Genomic DNA, 24,671 nt, shown 5'->3' with positions numbered 1-24,671 from the left:
ATGTTGAGGTCCAGCTGAATTCACTCTGGAGTCGGCACCGGAACAGAGAATGTTTGTAAGCGATGAGCACATAGAGGTTCATTCGCCTGTTGATAAAAAGCGTGGTTCTCTTAAGGTCGCCCGGATTTCATCCGTTATTGGAACGAAGTGTACCGACACATGCACACACCGAGTGTGTCTTTGTTCGGTGCAAAAGGGTGGTACCGCGACGAGCTTCGTCCCTTTTTTGGGGCGGAGTTTTTTTATGCGCAAATATCATTGTACATACGTCTTGACCGGTTGCCGTTTCGTTTATTAAAAAGACAAGTTTGCAAAGGAGGATTTTCCATGCTTGATCGATTGGGAGAATTAAAAAATGAAGCATTAGCCAAAGTGAATGATGCTTCAACGGTGAAAGATCTTAAAGACGTTCGCGTTTCCTATCTAGGAAAGAAAGGGCCGATTACGGAAGTCCTTCGCGGGATGGGACAACTTTCTGAAGAAGAACGTCCGAAAGTAGGTCAAAAAGCGAACGAAGTCCGCGAAGAAATTACGACAAAGCTTGAAGAAAAAGAACAACACCTTGAAGCGGTCGCTTTAGAAGAAAAGTTACAAGCTGAAAGTATCGACGTTACGCTACCAGGTCGTCCTGTACCTCGTGGGAATCGTCATCCGCTATCATCCGTGATTGAAACGGTAGAAGATGTGTTTTCAGGCATGGGCTTTTCCGTTGCTGAGGGACCAGAAGTTGAAACGGATTATTACAACTTTGAAGCGCTCAATTTGCCGAAAGAACATCCTGCGCGTGATATGCAAGATACATTTTTCTTGACGAAGGAATTATTACTTAGAACACAGACATCTCCAGTGCAAGTGCGCACAATGCAGAACAATGAAGCGAAAGAGCCGATTAAAATCGTTTGTCCAGGGAAAGTGTATCGCCGTGATGAAGACGATGCGACTCACTCTCATCAGTTTATGCAAATTGAAGGGCTCGTTGTTGACAGAAATATTCGCATGAGTGATTTAAAAGGCGTACTCGAGACATTTGTAAAATCTTACTTTGGTCCAGACAGAAACATCCGTTTACGTCCAAGTTTCTTCCCGTTTACTGAACCATCTGCAGAAGTCGATATTTCTTGTGCGATGTGTGGTGGAGATGGGTGCCGAACGTGTAAACATACTGGCTGGATTGAAGTGTTAGGTGCAGGCATCGTGCATCCGAATGTTCTTGAAATGGGTGGCTATGATCCGAATGAGTTTTCTGGATTCGCCTTCGGTATGGGTGTAGAGCGTTTAGCAATGTTGAAATATGGTATTGATGATATTCGTCATTTTTACACGAATGATGTGCGATTTTTAAATCAATTTGACCGAGCGTAATAAGGCTGAAACGAAGGAGGAATGAAACGTGCTCGTATCTTATGAATGGTTAAAACAATATGTTGATATTGAAGATTTAAGTGCTGAAGAAGTGGCAGAAAAACTCACGCGTAGTGGGGTAGAAGTCGACTTTATTCACGACATGAATAAAGGGGTGACGGGTGTCGTCGTCGGACACATTTTAACGTGTGAACAGCACCCTGATGCTGATAAATTATCGCTTTGTACGGTAGATATCGGTGAAGAGGAAACGGTCCAAATCGTATGTGGTGCAAATAATGTTGCCGAGGGTCAATACGTACCGGTTGCTAAAGTCGGCGCAGTACTTCCTGGAAACTTTAAAATTAAAAAATCGAAATTGCGCGGGGAAACGTCACATGGGATGATCTGTTCCTTAAAAGAATTAGGATTTGAAGCGAAGGTGACACCAAAAGAATTCGCTGACGGTATCTATGTATTCCCGAGCGTGATCGAACCAGGTAGTGACGCCATTGAATACATGCGTTTATATGATAAAGTCATGGAACTAGACTTAACGCCAAACCGTGCAGATTGTTTAAGTATGCTCGGCGTCGCTTATGAAATGGCGGCGATTTTAGGCCGCGATGTGAACTTGATTGATGAAAGTGTTGTTAGAGGTGAAGAGCAGGCGAGTGATTACGTCAGTGTTAACGTGAAAGATGATGCAACTGATGCTTGCCCTTATTACGGAGCAACAATGATTCAGAATGTGAAAATTGCGCCTTCACCAACTTGGTTACAAACGTATCTAATGGCAAGTGGGGTTCGTCCTGTTAACAACGTCGTTGATGTAACAAACTTCGTCTTAATTGAATACGGTCAGCCATTGCACGCTTTTGACTTTAATCGCTTCGGTTCTAACGAAGTGCTTGTAAGAAAAGCTGGTGAAGGTGAAACGATCGTGACGCTTGACGGAGAAACACGTACACTTTCAACGGATCACCTCGTGATTACAAACGGCCAACAACCAGTTGCGCTAGCCGGTGTCATGGGTGGTGCTGATAGTGAGGTTCAAGATGATACAACATCGATCCTACTCGAAGCGGCATATTTTGATGCACCAACAGTTCGTCGCGCTTCACGCGATTTAGGGATTCGTAGTGATTCAAGTGTTCGTTTTGAAAAAGGTGTTGACCCTAAGCGAGTCCCAGCTGCTGCAGACCGTGCTGCTCGTTTAATCGCTGAACTTGCTGGAGGAACGGTGTTACAAGGGCCGGTTGCTTATGATGAATTAAATGTCGAACCCAAGCCACTAGACATTTCACTACAAGCAATTAACCGTTCACTTGGTACTGATTTAGATGAAGATACTGTTGAGGCAATCTTTAAAAATTTACAATTTGCCTTTAAAGGTGATGAGAACGGTTGGACAGTTTATATCCCGACACGCCGCCAAGATATCATGATTGAAGCGGATATCATTGAAGAAGTGGCGCGCCTATACGGATATGATCAAATTCCGACGACGCTCCCAGATGTATCGTCAACGACAGGTGGGCTTTCCGTAGCACAAAGTGTCAAGCGAGCAGCAAAGCAATATTTAGAAACGGTCGGTGTGGCTGAAGCGGTTACGTATTCATTAACCTCTCCAGCTGTTGATGATACGTTTGACACAGTGGCAAAAGGAGAAAATGAAGCGCGTGCACAAGTTGCGATGCCGATGAGTGAAGACCGTAGCACACTTCGTACAACGGTATTGCCTCACCTTCTTGAAGCGGTCCGTTACAACCGTAACCGTCAATTACACAATGTTGCACTATATGAAATGTCTTCGGTATTTACAGGAGAAAGTGCGTCACCGAGCAAACAGCCGACAGAGACGCGTAGTTTAGCAGGTGTATTCACAGGCTTATGGCATGAGAATAGCTGGCAACGAGAAAAGAAACCGGTCGACTTCTTTGTCGTGAAAGGGATCTTTGAAGGAATGATTCAAGAAATGGGTCTTACAGAACGAGTGACGTATACTGCAGGGCGTCACAAAGGGATGCACCCTGGTAGAACGGCAACCGTTTATCTCGACGGTGAAAATATCGGATATATAGGTCAAGTTCATCCGCAAGTTGAGAAAGAATGGGGTCTTAAGCAAGTTTACGCGTTTGAATGTAACTTGTCGCTCCTTATTGATGCAGCGAGCAACAGTGAACCTGTTCGCTATATTCCGATTCCGCGTTACCCAGCTATTCAACGAGACGTCGCTCTTGTCGTTGATGAAAACACAACGGCGCTTGAGCTAAAAGAAGCGATTTATGCACGTAGCTCCAACCTATTAAAAGACGTGTCACTTTTCGATGTTTATGAAGGTGAAAACTTAGCTGAAGGTAAAAAATCATTAGCGTTCTCACTCGTTTACCGTGATCCAGAAAAAACGTTAACGGATGATGAAGTAAAACAAGAACACGAACAAATTATCGCAGGTCTTGAAACAGACTTAGGCGCGACGCTTAGAACGGAGTAACTTAAAAGGAAAAAATAAAGAGCTCGTCATGTTGTTATAAACAGTGACGAGCTCTTTTGCGTTAGGGGAACTTTGATTAGTGATTCAACGTTTTGTAACTCATTTTAAACTAAAAATAGGATAAATGATGAGGAGGGTTATTAAATGCCCTTTCAAAACGTCGGGATTACTGAATTACGCAAACAAGCGAGGCATTAACGCTTGTTTGCGATTTTTTTTGCTTTATCCGTATTGGCAAAGTGCCATTTTACCAATTTGTAAAGGGTCTTTTCACCGTGTCGATTCAAAATGGCAACTGCAGCATCATCAACCTTAGGACCAGCCCCTTTTGGAATCGTCATACCAACATATTTCTCCATCTTTTCCCACTCTTTTAAAAACGCATAACGAGCAATAATAGAAGCTGCGGCAACAGACAGGTGAATTTGCTCTGCTTGTGTTGCAAAATACATAGACTTGTCACGGATAATATTAGATTCTCCTTTAAGATAGGAAAAATAGCTTTCCGGTTTAACAAATTGGTCAACGAGTATGGCATCGTAATTTAAGGAGGCCTCGTTCGTTTTTTGAATACAGCGATCGAGTACGCGATTATGTAGGCGCGCTTTCATTTTTCCTTGATTCATCCCGCGTCTTTGTAAGTCATTATACTTTTCATTTGGTAAAACGAGTAAACTATAAGGGATGAGATCAACTATTTTTTTCGCTATCGATACAATCTCGCGATCACTTAAATGTTTTGAGTCTTTCACGCCAATTTGTTGCAATTCTTGTAGCTGTTCTTTAGCGACAAATGCTGCGACAACAGTCATAGGCCCAAAAAAATCACCTGTCCCAACTTCATCACTTCCGATGACAGCGTAAGTTTCAATGTTTTTTGGAGGCTGAAAAGAATGTTGGTCAACGGATCGTACAGACGAGCTCTCTTTCTTTTTAGCGGTCTGTAACGTCGTTTGCTGCTGCCATTTTTTTGCTTCTTGTTCAGCTCCTTTTCCTTGAAATAAAACTTTTCCAGATTGATAAGCGGTAATTGTACAGTTTGGATGTTTAGCTGAGAAGACTGCACCATTGGGTGTTTTAGCTTTTAAGTCTTTTGCATAGTACCCTTTCATTTCATCTAATGTTTTTCTGTTGGCTTTGACAACTGAATGACTCATTTTAGACAAACACTCACTTTCATTTTCGTTTTAACGAGAAGAGAAATTCCCTTGTTTAACTAACGTACAATGTTAGGATTTTTTACCTCTTCTTAGTATAGACAAGAGTAGGTCAGTCGTCATCGCTTTTCTATTTTTTAGATAACGATAACCTTGTCATTAATAAGAACGACTGTGCACGTATGAGATTATAATGATTTTCATTGCCCCTTCGACATGTTAAGATATACCTTAGGACAATTATGACGAATGGAGGCTTTTCGGTGGGAGAAAACCAAAAACGACGAACAAATGCAAGTATTTATGGACAACAGTATACCATCGTCGGCTATGAAAACGAAAAGCATGTCCGAGAAGTTGCAGACCTTGTCGACGGGACGATGCGCGAAATCAAGCGCCACAATCCTAATCTAGATATGAATAAATTGGCTGTCTTAACAGCTGTTAATATAGGACATGAATACTTAAAATTACTACGTGAGTTAGAAGAAGATGAACAGAAAGAAGAGGATATGTAACAATGTTGTTTAGTCTACTTATTCTATTTTTACTTACAATGAGCTTTTTTGTCGGTTTTAGAAGAGGGCTCATTCTGCAAATTATTCATTTATTTGGATTTATTATCGCTTTTATTGTTGCTGCTGTGTACTTTCAAGATTTGTCCTCTTACATAAGACTGTGGATTCCTTTTCCACAGCTTGATGAAAACGGAACGATGAATATACTTATTGAAGGTTTTCAATTAGAAGACGTTTATTATAATGGCATCTCATTTGTCATTCTCTTTTTCGGTGTGAAAATCGTTTTGCAAATTTTCGGTTCGATGCTCGATTTTCTTGCTCATTTACCGTTAATTTCAATTATTAATAGGTGGCTAGGCGGTGTTCTTGGCTTTTTAGAAGGTTTATTGATGGTCGTCATCGGTCTCCACTTACTTGCATTGCTTCAATTTGATTGGTCTCAATCGGCATTGGAAAACTCAATGCTTGCACAGCTTATTTTAGAATATACGCCTGTGATTTCACAACAATTGAAAGAATGGTGGATCGACCAACAATAACGAATGGAACTTCTCAAGATGGAGGAGTTCCTTTGTATGTTCGTAATCGCTGTTAGCAGGGCCTTTCAGCTTTTGTTTTGTTTTCTCGTTTGCTTTTCGCTAAAATATCGGTAGTGGAAAACAGGTAAAGGACGTTTAAGAAAAAACTTAATCGTATACCACCTATGTAGAAGGTGAGGGATAGATGATGAACAAAAAAGAGATTATTAAAGTATTAGAACAAATTGCTGTATATATGGAAATTAAAGGGGAAAATGCCTTTCGTGTATCTGCTTATCGAAAAGCAGCACAAGCGTTAGAGCAGGATGAGCGCTCACTCCGTGATATCGATGATGTTTCAAAACTAAATGGGATCGGTAAAGGAACGGCCGCAATCATAAATGAATTGATTGAAACCGGTGAATCAAGCGTACTAAACGAACTGAAAGAAGAGATTCCAGAAGGATTAATTCCACTATTAAAACTCCCAGGTCTTGGCGGAAAAAAGCTAGGTAAACTGTATCAAGAATTGGGTGTTAAAGATCGAGAAACGCTAAAAGAAGCATGTGAATCGAATCGGATTCAAGAACTTGCAGGGTTTGGAAAGAAAAGTGAGGAAAAAATTCTCCACGCATTGGAAGAAGCAAACACCCGTCCAGAACGTTTACCAATTGCAACGGTGGAAAAAGCGGCTCAATTCTTAAAAGACCGCCTTGCGTCATTAGAGGACGTTCGCCGGTTTGAATTGGCTGGTAGTTACAGACGTGCTCGCGAGACGGTGAAAGATTTAGATTTTATCGTGTCAACAGACGCTCCAGCATCGGTGCGAGAATCGTTGCTCAATATGGGGGAAATTGGTGAAATTATTGGACAAGGGGATACGAAATTAAGCTTCACTGTCATCATTGACGATGATTTCCCACTTTCTGTTGATGTTCGTCTCGTTGAAGATGAAGCCTTTGCGACGACGCTTCATCACTTCACTGGATCAAAAGATCATAATGTGCTGATGCGTCAGCTTGCTAAAGACCAGGGTGAGAAAATCAGTGAGTACGGTGTGGAAAATGTAGAAACAGGTGAAGTGAAAACGTTCGAAGATGAGACAGCGTTTTTCAATCACTTCGGCCTTTCATTTATCCCACCTGAAGTGCGTGAAGGGCGAGATGAATTAGCGCAGTTTCCTAAAGATAGCGATTTGCAACTAATTAGCAATGATGACATTCGTGGTGATTTACACATGCATACAACGTGGAGCGATGGTGCCCACAGTATCGATGAAATGATTGAAGCATGTAGAACACGCGGTTATGATATGATGGCAATTACGGACCACTCCCAATTTTTGAAAGTTGCAAATGGTCTCACCGTTGAACGGTTAAAACGCCAACATGAACAAGTTCGAATGTACAATGAACAATACGAGGATATGACGATTTTTACTGGCATTGAAATGGATATCCTACCAGATGGCTCGCTCGATTATGATGATGACGTGCTAGAAAATATTGATTTTGTGATCGCGTCGATTCATTCATCCTTTCAACAAGATCGCAACACGATTCAGCAGCGATTAGAAACGGCAGCCCGTCACCCGAAAGTGGCAATGATTGCCCACCCAACCGGTCGTTTAATCGGACGTAGAGACGGTTATGATGTTGACCTTGATTGGCTCATCGATCTCGCTAAAGAGACGGGAACGATTCTTGAATGTAATGCGAATCCAAATCGTCTTGACTTGTCAGCAGAATGGCTTGAAAAAGCACAAAAAGCAGGTGTGCCGATCGCCATAAACACCGATGCCCACCGTATAGAAATGTTAGATCATATGCCAATGGGTGTATCGACTGCCAAACGTGGTTGGCTTAACGCAGATTCAGTTGTCAATACGTGGGGAGCGGAGCGTTTAAAAGCGTGGATCGATAAAAAGCAAACTTAAATTTCAGGAGGTGGACCCTTTTGTTAACGAGGGTTTCGCGAATACTCGAATACGATAAAATGAAGGAACAATTAAAAAAGCATACGACGTCTACGCTTGGAGATGAGAAAGTCGATCAACTCGAACCGATGTATGACTTTGAGGATGTCGAGTTTCACCAGCAAAGTACGTATGAAGGCACGAAAGTATTGCGACTTAAAGGGCAAGTACAACTAGGGGGCATTCGCGATATACGTGCTTCGGTCAAACGAGCGGTGATTGGCGGTATGTTGAATGAACAAGAACTATTAGATATCGCTTCTACAATTCATGCGAGCCGTCGTTTTAAAACGTACATTGAAGGGCTCGTTGATGATGAAATCGACGTACCGATCTTACAAAATCACGTCGAGGACATCGTTCCCCTTACAGATGCGGAGCGTGAAATCAAGCAATCCATCGATGAAAATGGAGAAGTTTTAGATTCAGCAAGTCCACAACTTCGCTCCATTCGCCAACAAATCCGTCAATTTGAATCGACGGTCCGTTCAAAGCTCGAATCGATTACCCGTTCTTCAAATGGACGAAAAATGTTATCCGATGCGATTGTCACGATACGTAACGAACGTTACGTATTACCTGTAAAACAAGAATATCGCACTCATTTTGGCGGCCTCGTCCATGACCAATCTTCATCAGGGGCAACTGTATTTGTTGAACCAGAGTCAGTTGTCGCAACGAATAATCAATTGCGTGAAGCAAAGTCAAAAGAAGCACAAGAAATCGATCGCATTTTGCACGAGTTATCACAACACATTGCCGAGTATGAACAAGAGTTATTGACGCAATTAGCAATCATGACTGAGATTGATTTCTTGTTTGCAAAGGCTTTTTATAGCCGAGAGCTAAAAGCCGTACAGCCGACATTAAATCGTGACGGTCAGATTGACTTTCAAAAGGCACGTCATCCGTTAATTCCGCAAGATGAAGTTGTTCCTATAGATGTTTCCTTAGGAAGCGAATATCGCTCCCTTGTTATTACGGGTCCTAACACGGGCGGTAAGACGGTGTCATTAAAGACGATCGGACTTCTTACACTGATGGCGCAATCAGGCTTGCACATCCCGTGTGAAGAAGGGTCGGAAGCTTCAGTATTTCAAAACGTTTTTGCAGACATTGGAGACGAGCAATCGATTGAGCAAAATTTAAGTACGTTTTCATCACATATGACAAACATCGTTGACATCCTTGATAACGTCGATCATGAAAGTCTCGTATTGTTTGACGAATTAGGTGCCGGAACTGACCCGACAGAAGGTGCTGCGCTTGCAATTTCAATTCTCGATCACGTATATGATGTCGGCGCACGCGTTGTCGCTACAACGCACTATAGTGAGCTGAAAGGCTATGCTTATAACCGGACAGGCGTTATGAACGCAAGTGTCGAATTTGACGTTGAAACATTGAAGCCAACGTACCGTTTATTGATCGGTATTCCTGGGCGCAGTAATGCATTTGCGATTTCTGAGAGGCTAGGATTGTCATCCGATGTGATCGAACAAGCGAAAGGCCACATCAATGAAGAGACAAACCAAATGGAGACGATGATTCAAACGTTAGAAGAACGCCGTCAACAAGCGGAAGAAGCGTGGGAAGAAGCAAAACAGATTCGTTTGGAAGCAGAAAACTTACAGCAAGATTTGGAAACAAAATGGGATCAACTTGAACAAAATAAAGATCGTCTCTTAGAAAAGCAAGAACAAAAAGCAAAAGAGATCGTCGACGAGGCGAAAAAAGAGGCTGAGACGATCATTTCAGAACTGAGGGACATTCAAAAGCAAAATCCAGCCATTAAAGATCACGAGTTGATCGAAAAGAAAAAACGATTGGAACAAGCAGCGCCTGATCAAGAACGTAAGAAAAAGCCAGCATCAAAACCGAAAAAAGCTGGTCAAGATGTGAAGTTGCTCCCAGGTGATGAAGTGAAAGTACTAAGCCTTGAACAAAAAGGGCATATCGTTGAACAAGTGAGCGATAAAGAGTATGAAGTCCAACTCGGAATCATGAAGATGAAAGTACCGAAAAAAGATTTACAATATATCGATCGTCCAAAACCGATCGAAAAGAAACCTCTCGCAACAGTTAGAGGGTCCCAGCAACATGTCAGCGCTGAGCTTGATCTTCGTGGTGAAAGGTATGAAGATGCAGTGCTTCGTGTAGAAAAGTATATTGACGATGCTGTGTTAGCAGGTCTACACCAAGTTTCGATTATTCACGGAAAAGGGACGGGTGCACTTCGAAAAGGGGTACAACAGTTTCTTGAAAAGCATCAAAACGTAAAAAATACGAGGCTTGGCGGGTCTGGTGAAGGTGGATCCGGTGTTACCGTTGCCGATTTAAAGTAAGTCTCTTTACGTTTCGTTGAATGTTGAATACTGTGAATATTTCACAATTCATTTAAGATGTGAAAATGAGGGAGGGGTTTTCCCTGGAAACTTTAATTAAAGTTCTCATTGTTCTCTGTGCCGTATTTGTTCTTTCCGGAGTCGTTTATTTAGCGTTTTTCGCTTCTTAAACGGCTCTTTTTTTGTTTGGTGTTCTATTGGGTATGGGGGGGCTTCTAAAGTATCCGATGTTTGAGGCTCGAGGTCCCGTCGCGGACATACGTTCCGTTATGTCAGCTAAAAACGTCATTTTAAGGGGCGAGCGGCACGGAGGACGTGACCAAATTGACGCAATGAAACAAATTTTTTCGATAAATGCAATAAGAACAAGTTAACTTTCATAAAATTGAAATAAATGGATTCCAGTTTGTTAACGTTTACACTAAAATAGAAAGTAGAAAGGAGCGTGTATTTTGTCAGCGTTGAATTTGTCCTTTGTTGAATGACACCACCGCAGTCTATGAGCAGAGCTCGATCAAAGGAGGAGAGAGTGATGGATCAGTCCCTTAAAAGGCCTTGGTTTCAACACTATCCAGATGAGGTGCCGGCGTCGATTGATTATGAAAATCGTACATTACAAAGTTACTTGCATGAAGCAGCCGAACATTACCCAGATCGCTCAGCGTTGCATTTTATGGGAAAAGAAATGACCTATTCCGAGCTGTACGAGTCGGCATTAAAATTTGCCAATCAACTGAGAAGTATCGGTGTTGAAAAAGGAGATCGAGTTGCGATTATGTTAGCCAATAGCCCGCAGTCAGTCATTTCTTATTACGGCGTACTCTTGGCTGGTGGTGTAGTTGTCATGACAAATCCCCTTTATGTTGAACGCGAAATCGAGCACCAATTAAATGATTCAGGCGCCAAAGTGATGGTCTGTTTAGATCTTGTTTATCCACGAGTAGCAAAAGTAAAAGACCATACGAGCCTTGAGCATCTGATTGTCACAGGAATAAAAGATTATTTACCGTTTCCTAAAAATATCATTTACCCATTTATCCAAAAACGACAACATGGCCTTCAAATTGATATTTCATATAATAAAAACTTGCATCCGTTTGTCTCATTTATGGAAGCAGGAGAAGTAGAAGAGATGGCCATCGATATTGATCCGAAAGAAGACTTAGCACTGTTGCAATATACAGGGGGGACGACAGGACCTGCCAAAGGTGTGATGCTCACCCACTATAACCTCGTGGCCAATACGACCCAATCTGTTGAATGGATGCATAAGCTCGAAAAAGGAGAAGAAGTCATTTTAGCTGCTTTGCCGTTTTTTCACGTCTACGGACTAACGGTCGTTATGAACTTAGGGGTTATGTTTATGGCGAAGATGGTGATCTTACCGAAATTTGATCCAAAAGATGTGTTAAAGGCGATTGAGAAGCAAAAGGTCACCCTCTTTCCAGGGGCACCGACGATGTATATTGGCATATTGAACCACCCTGATGTTAAGAGATACGATCTTTCTTCGGTTGAAGCGTGTATTAGTGGCTCGGCACCGCTTCCTTTTGAAGTTCAAACTCAGTTTGAGCGTGTCACAGGTGGTCACCTTGTAGAAGGTTACGGTTTGACGGAAACTTCCCCTGTTGCGACAGCGAATTTACTTTGGGGTCAGCGTAATCCAGGTAGCATTGGGCTTCCTTGGCCTGATACTGATGTGGCGATTTTGTCTACTGAGACGAGGGATCTTGCAGAAACCAATGAAATTGGGGAAATCATCGTTCGTGGCCCCCAAGTGATGAAAGGGTATTGGAACCGACCTGAGGAAACGCAAGCTGTTTTTAAAGATGAATGGTTCCTTACAGGAGATATGGGTTATATGGATGAACATGGTTATTTTTATATCGTTGATCGTAAAAAAGATATGATTATAGCTAGTGGTTTTAATGTTTATCCAAGGGAAATAGAAGAAGTATTATACGAACATGAAGCTGTTGAAGAAGTGTGTGCGATTGGTGTTCCAGATCCGTATCGAGGTGAAACTGTGAAGGCATTCGTCGTATTACATGAAGGGAAAATAGTTAGTGAAGAAGAATTGGATTCGTATTGTCGAAAGTATTTAGCCTCATATAAAGTCCCGAAGCGTTTTGAATTTCGTGATGAACTTCCAAAGACGATGGTTGGAAAAGTATTACGACGCGTGCTCGTCGATGAAGAACGAGAAAAACAACAAGACTCATCGTAAAACCTATTCGAAGGGTGACGGTGTTTATTTTAAACTGTCACCCGTTTTCATTGAGCAATTGCCTTAACCTGTCTATCCATTTCATTTTTTTCATCAACAAGTTCATTTTTTGTCATTGAACTTCATACGATGTACTGAGGGGAATGCTTCTTAATGGAATGGGGAGAAGTTTTAAAGGAGGCGTCATACTATGGGCATGACGTTCAAACGGCCGTGGCTTGCTCACTATCCAAAATCTATTCCTGGGCGAATCAACATTGAAGAAAAAGCGTTACATATGTATTTGCAAGAAGCAGCAGAGGATGAACCTGAAAAAGTAGCGCTTGAATTTATGGGAACAGAAATGACGTATGAAGAGGTTTATCATCAATCTCTCGCGTTATGCGAACGTCTACAATCTCTCGGAATAGAACAAGGCGATCGAGTGGCCATTATGCTACCAAACTGTCCCCAAGCTGTCATTAGTTATTATGGTACGCTCATGGCAGGTGCGGTGGTTGTTCAGACGAATCCATTATATGTTGAACGTGAATTAGAGAATCAAATCGTTGATTCAGGTGCAAAGCTGATTATTTGTCTTGACATGGTCTATCCAAGAGTGATGAATATTTTCGGTCATACGAATCTCGAACATGTCATCGTTACAAAGGTAGAAGAGTATTTACCATTTCCAAAAAGCATGATCTATCCATTAATGAAAAAAAGAAATCATCAAATGCTTGTAAACACGTATCATACAGATCATACCCATTCACTAAATACGCTCATAAAAAATGGACATCCAACTCAAGTCAATTCGGTATCGGTCGACCCAAAAAGAGATTTAGCTTTATTGCAATATACTGGTGGCACAACACGTTCGGCAAAAGGGTGTATGTTAACCCATAGAAATCTTGTTTCGAACACGGCCCAGGCTCTTACCTGGATGTACAAAATTGATCATGGCAATGAAGTTATTTTATGCGCGTTACCTTTCTTCCATGTATATGGCATGACTGTAGGTATGAATTTTTCGATCATGGATCGCTCGAAAATGGTCATTGTTCCACGTTTTGAGCGTGAACAAGTGTTAAAAACAATTCAAAAGCAAAAAGTGTCAATTTTTCCTGGAACGCCGACAATGTACATTGGAATCATCAACGATCCTCATGTTCATAAGTACGACCTTTCATCGGTCAATGTCAGTATTAGTGGCTCAGCGCCATTGCCGTTTGACGTTCAGATGAGATTTGAACAATTAACAGGTGGAAAGCTAGTGGAAGGGTACGGTTTAACGGAAGCCTCACCTGTTAGCCATTTTAATCTCGTGTGGGGATACCGGCCGAAAGGAAGTATTGGTTTACCTTGGCCAAATACAGATGTAAAGGTTATCTCTCAAGAGACAGGTGAAATGGTGGGTCCAGGGGAAATTGGAGAAATCGCCATTTGTGGTCCGCAAATCATGCGTGGATATTGGAGGAGACGAGAAGAAACAAGAGCATCGTTTCAGGAAGAGTGGTTGTTGACAGGGGATATGGGGTATATGGACGAAGAAGGATTTTTCTACATTGTTGATCGGAAAAAAGATATGATCATTGCAGGAGGCTTTAATATTTATCCGCGCGAAATTGAAGAAGTTCTCTTTAAACATGATGATGTTCAAGAAGTGGCTGTCGTTGGTGTCCCCGATCTATACCGTGGCGAAACGGTTAAGGCGTTTGTCGTGTTAAAAGAAGGCGCGACAGTAAATGAAAGAGAATTAGATATTTATTGCAGAAAGTATTTAGCTGCTTATAAGGTACCGAAGATGTATGAATTTAGAGAAGAATTGCCGAAAACGACCGTAGGGAAAGTGCTAAAAAGAGAATTAACGAATGAAAAGAAGCCAATTGTTTCTCGGGAAATATCAAACGATTAATTTATGAAGAAAACCGTCTATTCATGTTTGCCTAAATGCTATTCAAACTCTCTTAGTATGGCGCTCTTCTGCTTTTGGTTATCACATGAAGAGCCTCTAAGTTCATTGACTAGGAATTTTACTTCAAATAAAATAAATATGAATGAGTGATCATTCAGAAAAATATGGAAGAGGGATTTGATGGCAAAGAAAAAAGGGCAAAAGTTCAACCAAATCATTGATGCAGCTGTCAGTGTCATTGCTGAAAATGGCTACCACAATTCGCAAGTATCGAAAATCGCCAAAAAAGCAGGCGTCGCTGACGGGACGATCTACTTATACTTTAAAAATAAAGAAGACATTCTCGTTTCCTTGTTTGAAGAAAAAATGGGCGTGTTTGTACAAAAAAGTAAGGAACGTTTAGCAGAACAAGAAACGATTGAAGACAAACTTTATACATTGATAGAAATGCATTTGTGTCAGCTAGAAGCGGACCATGACTTAGCGATCGTTACCCAATTGGAACTTCGACAATCAAATATTGCGTTACGAAACGAAATCAATGAAGTGTTGAAAGCTTACTACGGCTTAATTGATCACATCATTGATGAAGGCGTCGAACAAGGGGTCTTCCCACATTCATTAAACAAGCGAGTCGCTCGGCAAATGACCTTTGGTGCGATTGATGAAGTTGTAACGAACTGGGTGATGAAAGATATGCGCTATGATTTGGTAGAACTAGCGCATCCGTTGAAAGAAATGATCTTTCACGGATTAAAACAATCGAAAACAGGTTGACCTTATAAGTTTCGTATAAGAGTAGGTTGGTGCTATGGTCTACTTCCTTAAATAGTGAAAGGGGTTGGACGAATGCCGGAGGCGAAGCAATTAACCGTTCACCAAGAAGACCAGATCGCGGTCGTTACCTTGAATAACCCACCAGCGAATGCACTTTCACAAACGATGATTCAAGAACTCGATGACGCCTTTAAGCGAATGGAGCAAGATGATGAGATACGTGTTGTCATTTTACAAGGAGAAGGCCGTTTTTTTGCCGCAGGCGCGGACATTAAAGAATTCGCAAATGATTTAGAAGGTGGCGATTTTCAAGCGTTATCGCAAATGGGTCAACGTACCTTTGAACGCATTTCATCATTTTCAAAACCTGTCATCGCAGCGATTCACGGTGCTGCATTAGGTGGAGGTTTAGAATTAGCGTTAGCGTGTCATTTACGTCTCACGACGGAGTCAGCGAAGTTAGGTTTACCAGAGTTGCAACTTGGGTTAATTCCAGGTTTTGCAGGTACGCAACGGTTACCTCAACTAGTTGGGCGTGCAAAGGCTTTAGAAATGTTGCTTACTGCAGAACCGATCCGCGGGCAAGATGCTGTAAAGTGGCAACTAGTAAACCGCGTTTGTTCAGAAGACGACTTAGAAGAAGAAGCACTAAATCTCGCTCGTACGTTTGCAAGAAATAGTAGAAAGACCGTTGAAGATGTTTTATCGTTAACTCGTTATGCAGCGTCTTCAACATTTACCCAAGGAAGCGAAGAAGAAGCGCGCTTATTCGGGCAAATATTCAAAACCGATGATGCGAAAGAAGGAATTGAAGCGTTTTTGGAAAAACGAAAGCCTCAATTTACTGATCGTTAAGTCGGCTTTTTCTTTATCATATAATGTCGGAAAATTCAGAAAAGAAACACCTTTTTTAAAACATAAATCGATATTCCATTTTAGGAGGGAGATAGATGAACATTTACGTATTGTTAAAACGAACATTTGATACAGAGGAGAAAATCGAAATTGAAAACGGAGAAATCATTGATGACGGTGCGGAATTTATTATTAATCCTTACGATGAATATGCCGTTGAAGAAGCGATTCAAATCCGTGACGAGCACGGTGGCGAAGTGTCTGTTGTAACTGTAGGTGATGAAGAGGCAGAAAAACAATTGCGTACGGCACTGGCTATGGGGGCAGATCAAGCGTACTTAATTGAAGACGAGGACATAGAAAATGGCGATGAGTACTCGACACAAGAACTATTAAAAGCCTTCTTCGCCGAAAAAGAGTACGATCTGATACTCGGTGGTAATGTTGCTGTAGATGGCGGGTCGGGTCAAATCGGACCGCGCCTTGCTGATCAACTTGACATCGTTCATGTTACATCAGCTGTCGACATTACGCTTGAAGGAAACGAAGCAAAGGTTGAACGTGATGTTGAAGGTGACCAAGAAATTATATCTGTATCATTACCTGCGCTCATCACAGCTCAGCAAGGTTTAAATGAACCGCGTTATCCTTCGCTTCCGGGGATCATGAAAGCAAAGAAAAAGCCACTAGAAACCCTTGATTTGGATGATTTGGACGTAGATGAAGAAGATGCGGAAGGGAAGACAAAAACGGTTGAGCGTTTTCTCCCTCCAGAAAAACAAGCTGGGCGCATTTTAGAAGGAGAAGTAGAGGGACAAGTGCAAGAACTCGTTCGTTTATTAAAGACAGACGCAAAAGTACTGTAAGGGGGAGTGGTAAAATATGAGTAAAAAATGGATCGTTGTAGGAGAAATCCGTGATGGTGAATTCAGGCATGTTAGTTTTGAAGCAATTGCAGCTGTGAAGTCTATAGATAGTAATAATGAAGTCGTCGGTGTGTTATTAGGAGAAAATATAAGCGATTTTGACAAAACGATGTTTGCTTATGGTGCTGATCGAGTCTTAAAAGTTGAACATCCTGATTTGCAACAATACACCCCTGATGCCTATAGTCAAGCGCTCATGCAAGTTATTGAATCAGAAGAGCCAGAAGGGGTTCTGATGGGTCACACATCCATCGGTCGTGACTTGTTACCGAAAGTAGCAAGTAAGTGTGGAACTGGATTAGTATCTGATTTCGTCTCGGTCGAGGTTGTCGGAGAAGAAACGATATTTACCCGTCCGATCTATTCTGGAAAAGCATTTGAAAAGAAGGCGATTACAGACGGAAAAATATTTGCGACATTGCGTCCAAATAATATTTCCGCACTTGAAAAAGATGAAAGTCGTGATGGAGATGTAAGTACTTTGGATGTGAACATCAAAGATTTACGTACAACCATTAAGGAAGTTGTCAAAAATACAACTTCAGGTGTCGACTTGTCTGAAGCAAAAACAATTGTCTCAGGTGGACGCGGTTTAAAAAGTGCAGAAAACTTTCAATTGCTCGATGATTTAGCAGAAGTATTAGGAGCGGCTGTCGGTGCTTCGCGTGGCGCCTGTGATGCAGAGTATTGTGATTATGCATTGCAAATCGGCCAAACAGGAAAAGTGGTCACGCCCGATCTATATATTGCTGTTGGTTTGTCAGGGGCGATCCAACACGTCGCAGGGATGTCTAACTCAAAAGTGATCGTGGCGATTAACAAAGATCCAGAAGCGGAAATTTTCAAGATCGCAGATTACGGTATTGTTGGTGACCTTTTTGAAGTCATTCCAATATTAACGGAAGCGTTGCGTCAAGAACTCGTCCAGTCGTAATGATTCATCGTGAAAATAGGGTGCTCATGGAAGGGGTCAAGGAGAGCTCGTAAAGCTTGGACAGTCTGATTGTTCTCAAGGGGAAATGGGGGAAGCAAAGTTTTTGATTTCGTGGCTTGTTTGGGGTAGGATAAAAGTCAGTGGCTGTGGGGTGGAACCTTGCATGGTCACGGAAACATTTCGTTCGCATCATGATGCGGGTAAATGGTATAATAATCCTTGAAATATGATGTGTTTATGAGGAGGACTTTAAATGGCTATTGTAAATGCAACGGATCAAAATTTTGCGTCTGAAACGAGTGAAGGCGTTGTTCTAGCTGACTTCTGGGCACCATGGTGTGGACCTTGTAAGATGATCGCACCTGTTTTAGAAGAGCTTGATGGTGAAATGGGCGACAAAGTTAAAATTGTGAAAATTGACGTCGATGAAAACCAAGAAACAGCGAGCAAGCATGGTGTGATGAGTATTCCAACGATGATCGTATTTAAAGATGGTGAAGTTGTGGATCAAATCGTTGGTTTCCAACCGAAGGAACAGCTACAAGAAACATTAAACAAACATTTATAATTCGCGTATGGGGAGGGCCTTTCTTTTCTAGTTAAACACTAGGATGGGGAGGCCTTTTTATTTTGGGGAAGTGGGGCGTGGGGTTTTATGAACGAAAATTCTTGTGTAATGAACGAAAAATGGGCATTTACGAACGAAAATTTGATGTTTACGAACGAAAATAAACTTGTTACGAACGAAAAACGATGATTTACGAACGAACAGTGACTTAAGTCCTGTGAGTGGTACGGCGAAGGTTGTTTCCGCATCTTCACTATCCCAGCAATCATCTGCTTTATAGCACGATTGGCATTGTGCTATAGTAAATATAGATGGATACTCGGGAAAGGAGTACACCGGTGATGGATGCGTTAAAAGAGAAGTTAAGCATTATCCCTGATCAACCAGGGTGCTATTTAATGAAAAATAAACACGATACGATTATTTATGTTGGAAAAGCGAAAGTGTTGCGTAATCGTGTTCGTTCTTATTTCACAGGTTCACATGATAAAAAGACGCAACGGCTCGTGTCTGAGATTGTAGATTTTGATTATATCGTTACTTCATCGGATATTGAGGCCTTGATTCTCGAACAAAATTTAATAAAAAAATATGAGCCGAGATACAATGTTTTATTAAAAGACGATAAAAGCTACCCGTACTTGAAAGTGACGAAAGAGGAACATCCGCGTTTGATCACAACGAGAAATGTGAAAAAAGACGGTGGCAAGTATTTTGGCCCTTATCCAAATGCAGGCGCGGCTAACGAAACGAAAAAGTTGCTTGACCGCCTTTATCCGTTACGGAAGTGCCGAACGCTTCCTGACAGGGTATGTCTTTACTACCACATCGGTCAGTGTTTAGCGCCTTGCGAGTTTCATGTAAGCGAGGAACAAAATGATGAACTCGTCAAAAAAATCGTTCGTTTTTTAAGCGGTGGACACGGTGAGGTGAAAAAAGAATTAACCGAAAACATGCACGAAGCTTCGGAAAACCTAGAATTTGAACGAGCGAAAGAAATGCGTGACTTGATCCAACACATTGAAGCCGTGATGGAAAAGCAAAAAATGACTGTTACAGATCAAGTTGATCGAGATGTGTTTGGTTACACGTATGACAAAGGGTGGATGTGTGTTCAAGTCTTCTTCGTCCGTCAAGGGAAGTTGATTGAGCGCGATGTATCGACATTTCCGATGTATCAAGAGCCACAGGATGATTTTTTGACGTTCATCGGTCAGTTTTACCTAGACGAACAACACAAAAAGCCAAAGGAAATTTTTGTTCCGACAGATATTGATGCCGATGTCGTCAGTGAATTTTTATCAGTGAAGACGGTTCAGCCAAAACGAGGGCAAAAGCGCGAACTTGTTGATCTAGCGACGAAAAACGCAAAGGTCGCATTAGAACAGAAGTTTTCTTTAATCGAGCGGGATGAGAAAAAGACAGTTGTCGCTGTTGAAAAACTAGGTGAGGCGTTAAATATCGACACTCCACACCGTATTGAAGCCTTCGATAACTCGAATATTCAAGGGGTTGACCCAGTATCGGCGATGGTCTCATTTCTCGATGGAAAACCAGATAAATCGCAATATCGAAAATATAAAGTGCGTACAGTGGAAGGGCCGGATGACTATGAATCGATGCGAGAAGTAGTCCGCCGACGGTACACTCGCCTTTTGCGTGAAGAACGTGCGATGCCAGATTTAATCGTGATCGATGGTGGGAAAGGGCAAATTTCTGCTGCGCAAAGTGTGCTTGAAGATGAACTTGCGCTCGATATTCCTGTTTGTGGTCTTGTTAAAGATGATAAGCACCGTACGTCGCAGTTGATGATTGGTGATCCTGCAGAAGTGGTCCCTTTACCTCGAGATAGCGAGGCGTTTTATTTATTACAGCGTGTGCAAGATGAAGTACACCGTTTTGCGATCTCTTTCCACAGAAATCTACGATCGAAATCTATGACTTCTTCTTTTCTCGATGATATTCCGGGGGTTGGTGAGAAGCGGAAGCGAAACTTACTGAAGACGTTTGGTTCAGTGAAAAAAATGAAAGAAGCGAGCGTTTCCCAATTACAGGAAGCAGGAATTCCACGTACGGTCGCGGAATCGATAAAAAATTCCGTGCAAGAGAATCAAGAAACAGATTCATCGTCTAAAATGGAATGATTTCGTAGTTGTCAAAGGAATACTTTCTTGTTAGACTAAGTTCCATAATAATTGAATCGCCTAACTTCAGCTCTTGAAGTGAGGGTAGAGGAGCGATATTCATCAGTAAAGGATCAGAAAGGGATGAGCCTTAATGAAGATCTTTGAAAGGGAATGGTCGCCGAAGGTGGATAAAACTCATCGTTTATCTATCTGGATCTGTGTTGAATAAGCACAGGGCTGTCATACAACGAAAGGTTGTATGGAGAACTATCTCACCGAGCGACAACGTATGAATCTGTCGTGATGGCCAGTGAGGAGTTTTCCTCGCTGGCTTTTTTGATTAACAAAAATGATTCAAAATTACGACGACGATATACGTGTCGCTTGTATGAGACATCGAGTATTGAAAAACCGATGATTATAGGGAGGATGATCGTGATGGCAACGGTAGTACAAAAATTTGGGGGAACATCTGTCGGTGACGTTGAAAAAATTAAGCGCGCCGCCGACCGCGTTTATCAACAGAAACAACAAGGAAAAGACGTCGTAACGGTCGTCTCCGCAATGGGAAAAACGACGGACACGCTCGTTGATTTGGCTTATCAAATTAGTGACGAGCCAGCACAGCGAGAAATGGATATGCTTTTAACAACAGGAGAACAAGTAACGATTTCTTTAATGGTTATGGCCTTGCAAGAAAGAGGGATTGAAGCTGTTTCATTGACGGGGTGGCAAGCTGGAATTAGAACAGAAGACCGTCATGGCGATGCGAGAATTACGAACATTGAAACAGAAACGATAGATGGCCACCTTGAAGAAGGGAAAGTTGTTATTGTAGCAGGTTTTCAAGGGATGACAGAGGATAGAGAGATTACGACTCTTGGTCGTGGGGGATCTGATACATCAGCCGTTGCATTAGCTGCAGCATTAAAAGCGGAAAGTTGCTCCATTTACACAGATGTAACAGGTGTTTATACAACAGATCCGCGCTATATAGAAAAAGCAAGAAAGTTAGATGGTATTACTTATGATGAGATGTTAGAGCTTGCGAACTTAGGAGCGGGCGTCTTGCACCCGAGAGCCGTAGAATTCGCTAAAAATTATCAAATTCCATTAATTGTTCGTTCTAGTCAAGAAAATGTTGAAGGAACACTGGTAGAGGAGGATGCATCAATGGAACAAAATTTAATTGTACGTGGTATTGCTTTTGAAAGTTCGGTAACAAAAATTACAGTAGAAGATTTACCAAACGAAGTTGGAAGTGTTTCAGGCTTGTTTTCCAAACTCGCTGAATCAGGGATTAACGTAGATATTATCGTTCAACAAGTTAATCAGCATAACAAAATGAATATTTCTTTCTCTATCCATTCTTCTTCTTTAGAAGAGACGTTAGAAATCTTGGATCGAGAAAAGAGTACATTAGGCTTCTCTGCCATTCAACACGAAGACGACTTATCGAAAGTATCGATCGTCGGTTCAGGGATGATTTCCAACCCAGGTGTAGCTGCGGATATGTTTGCTGTATTAGCGGAAAAAGAAATTCCGATCCAGATGATCAGTACATCTGAGATCAAAGTATCCGTTGTTGTTAGTGAACCAGATATGGTAAACGCAGTTGAAGCACTACACACGTACTTCGAATTGGATGAACGTATCCCAATCACAAACGAATCTTAACCCAAAAGCTGAAACGCCTTGGGCACGAGCGACAAGCACTGCCTCTTCCTCTGCAAGCTTTACAGAGATGTGTATCCGTCGAGGCAAATCGCAGCTTACTCGCCGATGTAAACGCTCTTTGGAGTAGCATGGATGCCTAAGCCGCTTTATGGCTTCAGAAAAGGCCTGAAGTGACCTTGAGCCGATGGCCACCTGAAGCTAGACGCCCAAAAGCTGAAGGTGCCCGCCTATCGGCGACAACAGTTCACATAGGATAAAAAAGGATCTAACTCACTCCACTAGGAGGAAGTTAGATCCTTTTCTATATTATTCATGATCTACAGGTTCTTTCCGATTCCAAATAACATGAAACTGAATATATTTTGGTTTTCCACGCTTGACAACATAATTTGTTTCAGTCGTGTATCCTTTCCATACCTCAACTTGTTCAGCTAGAAAGCCAGCTTCTAGATATAATGATGGTATGTTGTCATCAGGATACGGTAAATCGGATAATTCAAAACGATACTCTGTTGGCTTTTCTTTTTTTAGATGCAAACTTCCCCAACGTGCAGCTTGAAAAAATTGTACGAGCTCTTCTAGCGATTGTGTTCGGTGTTTGCGAGCGAGTGCTTTTCCCGCCCAATACAAAACCATGCCATCATCGTCGTCAAAGATTTCATTTAATAAATCACGACGAATTAATTGATAACCAAATGAGTCATCGTATTCCGAAGTATGTGTATATTCGTTTGAAGAACTCATCATTCGTTTCATCCCTTCTACCTACAACCAAAATTCTGATAGGGACATCATATCATATTCATTGTAGATCGTCCCTATTTTTTTCGATTATCAAACATGATATAGCCACCGCATATTAGGAATGATATACTAAGGCGCGAAGTTTGTACAAAAGGATTACAGTGTAGAGGAAGGATAAAAATGCGCTTAGGAAAAAATAAGTTTTTAACGCCTTTTCGATTTATTCTCATTTCATACTTAATTGCTATGGCTACATTTAGTATTTTATTTTATCTTCCTATTTCGACCCAAGATGGAATAGAACTTACATATTCAGAAGCATTATTCACGGCAGTCAGTGCTGTGAGTGTGACAGGGCTGACGGTTGTAAATATTGCTGATACATTTAGTGGTTTTGGTATTCTAGTCTTGTCTTTAGCGATTCAATTAGGTGGTATTGGTATCATGACGCTCGGGACATTTGTGTGGATGATTTTAGGTAAGAAAATTGTCTTGTCTCAACGCATGCTTATCATGGTTGACCATAATCAAAATACAGTCGCGGGACTTGTTAGCCTCATGAAAGGAATCTTAGTCGTTGCGCTAATGATTGAGTTAGTTGGTGCACTCGTATTAGGAACGTATTATATTAATTACTTTGATACGGTTCTTGAAGCCTATTATCAAGGAGCTTTCGGTGCATTGTCTGCGTTTACGAATGCAGGGTTTGACATTACAGGAGAATCACTGATTCCATTTGCGGATGATTACTTTGTACAACTTATTAATATATTGCTCATATTTGGTGGAGCGATTGGTTTTCCTGTTCTAATGGAATTGAAAGAATATTTCTCAAAACATAATCCGAATTTCCGCTTTAGCTTATTTACAAAAATCGCTGCCAGTAGTTATCTGGTTGTGTTTTTGATTGGTTTTGTCGGGCTTTGGTTGTTAGAGATTGGTCATTTTTATGAAGATATGGAATGGCACAGGCAACTCTTTTTCTCCTTATTTAATTCAGCAACAGCCCGAAGCGGTGGCTTAGCGACAATGGATATTTCTAACCTAGGGTTGGCGAGTCTTTTGTTCCTCTCAGGTCTCATGATTATTGGCGCAAGTCCGTCTAGTGTTGGTGGGGGAATACGTACAACGACTTTGGCGATTATGTTTTTAACGATCCGTAGCTTTGCTTTAGGTCGTAAGGATGTGAAAGTTTTTGGGCGTGAAATCCATCCAGAGGATCGCCAAAAAGCCTTTATCGTTTTGAGCGTGTTTGTATTCATATGGTTCTTAGCTGTGATTGTGATTTCTAGCTTTGAACGTGGTAATGATATTGAACTTATGGGGATCATTTTTGAAGTGAGTTCCGCATTTGGGACGTGTGGCTTATCGATGGGAATTACTTCTGACTTATCATTACCAAGCCAATCTGTGTTGATGATACTCATGTCTATTGGCCGTGTCGGTCTGGTTGCGTTCTTATTCTCGATACGAAAAGAAGAACGAAAAACATACTATAAATATCCAACCGAACGAATTATCATCGGGTAAAATGATATCGAAACAATGAAATGGGATTGTATTAAAAGTCTGTCGTGATAGTTAAA

At 41.5% G+C, this 24,671-nt stretch carries 18 protein-coding genes and 1 riboswitch; of the genes, 16 read left to right on the top strand and 2 right to left on the bottom strand.

What is annotated here, in order from left to right; translation table 11 throughout:
• The first annotated feature begins 327 nt into the window (after window positions 1-327).
• Together pheS and pheT are read left to right on the top strand one after the other, a co-directional pair.
• A complete protein-coding gene (pheS, locus tag HNQ41_RS04085) occupies window positions 328-1,362 on the top strand; it encodes a phenylalanine--tRNA ligase subunit alpha (protein WP_184663155.1) in 1,035 nt (344 codons plus the stop codon).
• Between the two features lie 28 nt (window positions 1,363-1,390).
• Window positions 1,391-3,838, top strand: coding sequence for a phenylalanine--tRNA ligase subunit beta (pheT, locus tag HNQ41_RS04080; RefSeq protein ID WP_184663154.1), 2,448 nt, complete (start codon window positions 1,391-1,393; stop codon window positions 3,836-3,838).
• A 194-nt stretch (window positions 3,839-4,032) separates the two neighbouring features.
• On the opposite strand, the gene rnhC is transcribed toward pheT, so the two are convergent.
• A complete protein-coding gene (gene rnhC / locus HNQ41_RS04075; RefSeq protein WP_184663153.1) occupies window positions 4,033-4,995 on the bottom strand; it encodes a ribonuclease HIII in 963 nt (320 codons plus the stop codon).
• A 263-nt stretch (window positions 4,996-5,258) separates the two neighbouring features.
• On the opposite strand from rnhC, the gene zapA reads away from it, so the two are divergent.
• The 13 genes from zapA (at window position 5,259) to HNQ41_RS04010 (ending at window position 22,341) form a co-directional block, all read left to right on the top strand.
• The gene (zapA, locus tag HNQ41_RS04070) at window positions 5,259-5,513 is read left to right on the top strand and encodes a cell division protein ZapA (RefSeq protein ID WP_184663152.1); all 255 of its coding nucleotides are present in this window, start codon (window positions 5,259-5,261) and stop codon (window positions 5,511-5,513) included.
• Window positions 5,514-5,515: 2 nt separating this feature from the next.
• Window positions 5,516-6,055 (top strand): CvpA family protein, encoded by a 540-nt coding sequence (locus HNQ41_RS04065; protein WP_246421480.1) that lies wholly within the window; start codon window positions 5,516-5,518, stop codon window positions 6,053-6,055.
• A 184-nt stretch (window positions 6,056-6,239) separates the two neighbouring features.
• On the top strand, window positions 6,240-7,970 hold the full coding sequence (polX, locus tag HNQ41_RS04060) for a DNA polymerase/3'-5' exonuclease PolX (protein WP_184663151.1): 1,731 nt from the start codon (window positions 6,240-6,242) through the stop codon (window positions 7,968-7,970).
• 20 nt (window positions 7,971-7,990) lie between these two features.
• Window positions 7,991-10,354, top strand: a complete 2,364-nt coding sequence (locus tag HNQ41_RS04055) for an endonuclease MutS2 (RefSeq protein WP_184663150.1) — start codon at window positions 7,991-7,993, stop codon at window positions 10,352-10,354.
• A 532-nt stretch (window positions 10,355-10,886) separates the two neighbouring features.
• The gene (locus HNQ41_RS04050; RefSeq protein ID WP_184663149.1) at window positions 10,887-12,581 is read left to right on the top strand and encodes a long-chain-fatty-acid--CoA ligase; all 1,695 of its coding nucleotides are present in this window, start codon (window positions 10,887-10,889) and stop codon (window positions 12,579-12,581) included.
• A 190-nt stretch (window positions 12,582-12,771) separates the two neighbouring features.
• Complete coding sequence (locus HNQ41_RS04045) at window positions 12,772-14,478, top strand: AMP-binding protein (RefSeq protein WP_425506954.1); 1,707 nt, start codon at window positions 12,772-12,774, stop codon at window positions 14,476-14,478.
• Window positions 14,479-14,658: 180 nt separating this feature from the next.
• A complete protein-coding gene (fadR, locus tag HNQ41_RS04040; RefSeq protein WP_184663148.1) occupies window positions 14,659-15,255 on the top strand; it encodes a fatty acid metabolism transcriptional regulator FadR in 597 nt (198 codons plus the stop codon).
• Window positions 15,256-15,327: 72 nt separating this feature from the next.
• Complete coding sequence (locus HNQ41_RS04035; RefSeq protein WP_184663147.1) at window positions 15,328-16,110, top strand: enoyl-CoA hydratase; 783 nt, start codon at window positions 15,328-15,330, stop codon at window positions 16,108-16,110.
• 95 nt (window positions 16,111-16,205) lie between these two features.
• Complete coding sequence (locus HNQ41_RS04030) at window positions 16,206-16,976, top strand: electron transfer flavoprotein subunit beta/FixA family protein (protein WP_184663146.1); 771 nt, start codon at window positions 16,206-16,208, stop codon at window positions 16,974-16,976.
• A 16-nt stretch (window positions 16,977-16,992) separates the two neighbouring features.
• Window positions 16,993-17,970: an electron transfer flavoprotein subunit alpha/FixB family protein gene (locus tag HNQ41_RS04025; protein ID WP_184663145.1), complete on the top strand. Its 978-nt coding sequence runs from the start codon at window positions 16,993-16,995 to the stop codon at window positions 17,968-17,970.
• Between the two features lie 253 nt (window positions 17,971-18,223).
• Window positions 18,224-18,538: a thioredoxin gene (gene trxA, locus HNQ41_RS04020; RefSeq protein ID WP_184663144.1), complete on the top strand. Its 315-nt coding sequence runs from the start codon at window positions 18,224-18,226 to the stop codon at window positions 18,536-18,538.
• Between the two features lie 341 nt (window positions 18,539-18,879).
• Window positions 18,880-20,682, top strand: a complete 1,803-nt coding sequence (uvrC, locus tag HNQ41_RS04015) for an excinuclease ABC subunit UvrC (RefSeq protein WP_221301846.1) — start codon at window positions 18,880-18,882, stop codon at window positions 20,680-20,682.
• Window positions 20,683-20,759: 77 nt separating this feature from the next.
• Window positions 20,760-20,942, top strand: a riboswitch (Lysine riboswitch).
• A 160-nt stretch (window positions 20,943-21,102) separates the two neighbouring features.
• Entirely contained in the window at window positions 21,103-22,341 is a 1,239-nt protein-coding gene (locus HNQ41_RS04010) for an aspartate kinase (protein WP_184663142.1), read from the top strand.
• A 306-nt stretch (window positions 22,342-22,647) separates the two neighbouring features.
• On the opposite strand, the gene HNQ41_RS04005 is transcribed toward HNQ41_RS04010, so the two are convergent.
• On the bottom strand, window positions 22,648-23,085 hold the full coding sequence (locus tag HNQ41_RS04005) for a DUF2507 domain-containing protein (protein ID WP_184663141.1): 438 nt from the start codon (window positions 23,083-23,085) through the stop codon (window positions 22,648-22,650).
• Between the two features lie 180 nt (window positions 23,086-23,265).
• On the opposite strand from HNQ41_RS04005, the gene HNQ41_RS04000 reads away from it, so the two are divergent.
• Window positions 23,266-24,615 carry a TrkH family potassium uptake protein gene (locus tag HNQ41_RS04000; RefSeq protein WP_221301845.1) on the top strand — a complete coding sequence of 450 codons (1,350 nt, stop codon included), beginning with the start codon at window positions 23,266-23,268 and terminating at the stop codon, window positions 24,613-24,615.
• Window positions 24,616-24,671 lie beyond the last annotated feature (56 nt).

It is taken from the genome of Texcoconibacillus texcoconensis (assembly GCF_014202575.1).
GTDB lineage: Bacteria > Bacillota > Bacilli > Bacillales > Salisediminibacteriaceae > Texcoconibacillus > Texcoconibacillus texcoconensis.
This window is presented reverse-complemented; position numbering and strand designations above follow the sequence as displayed.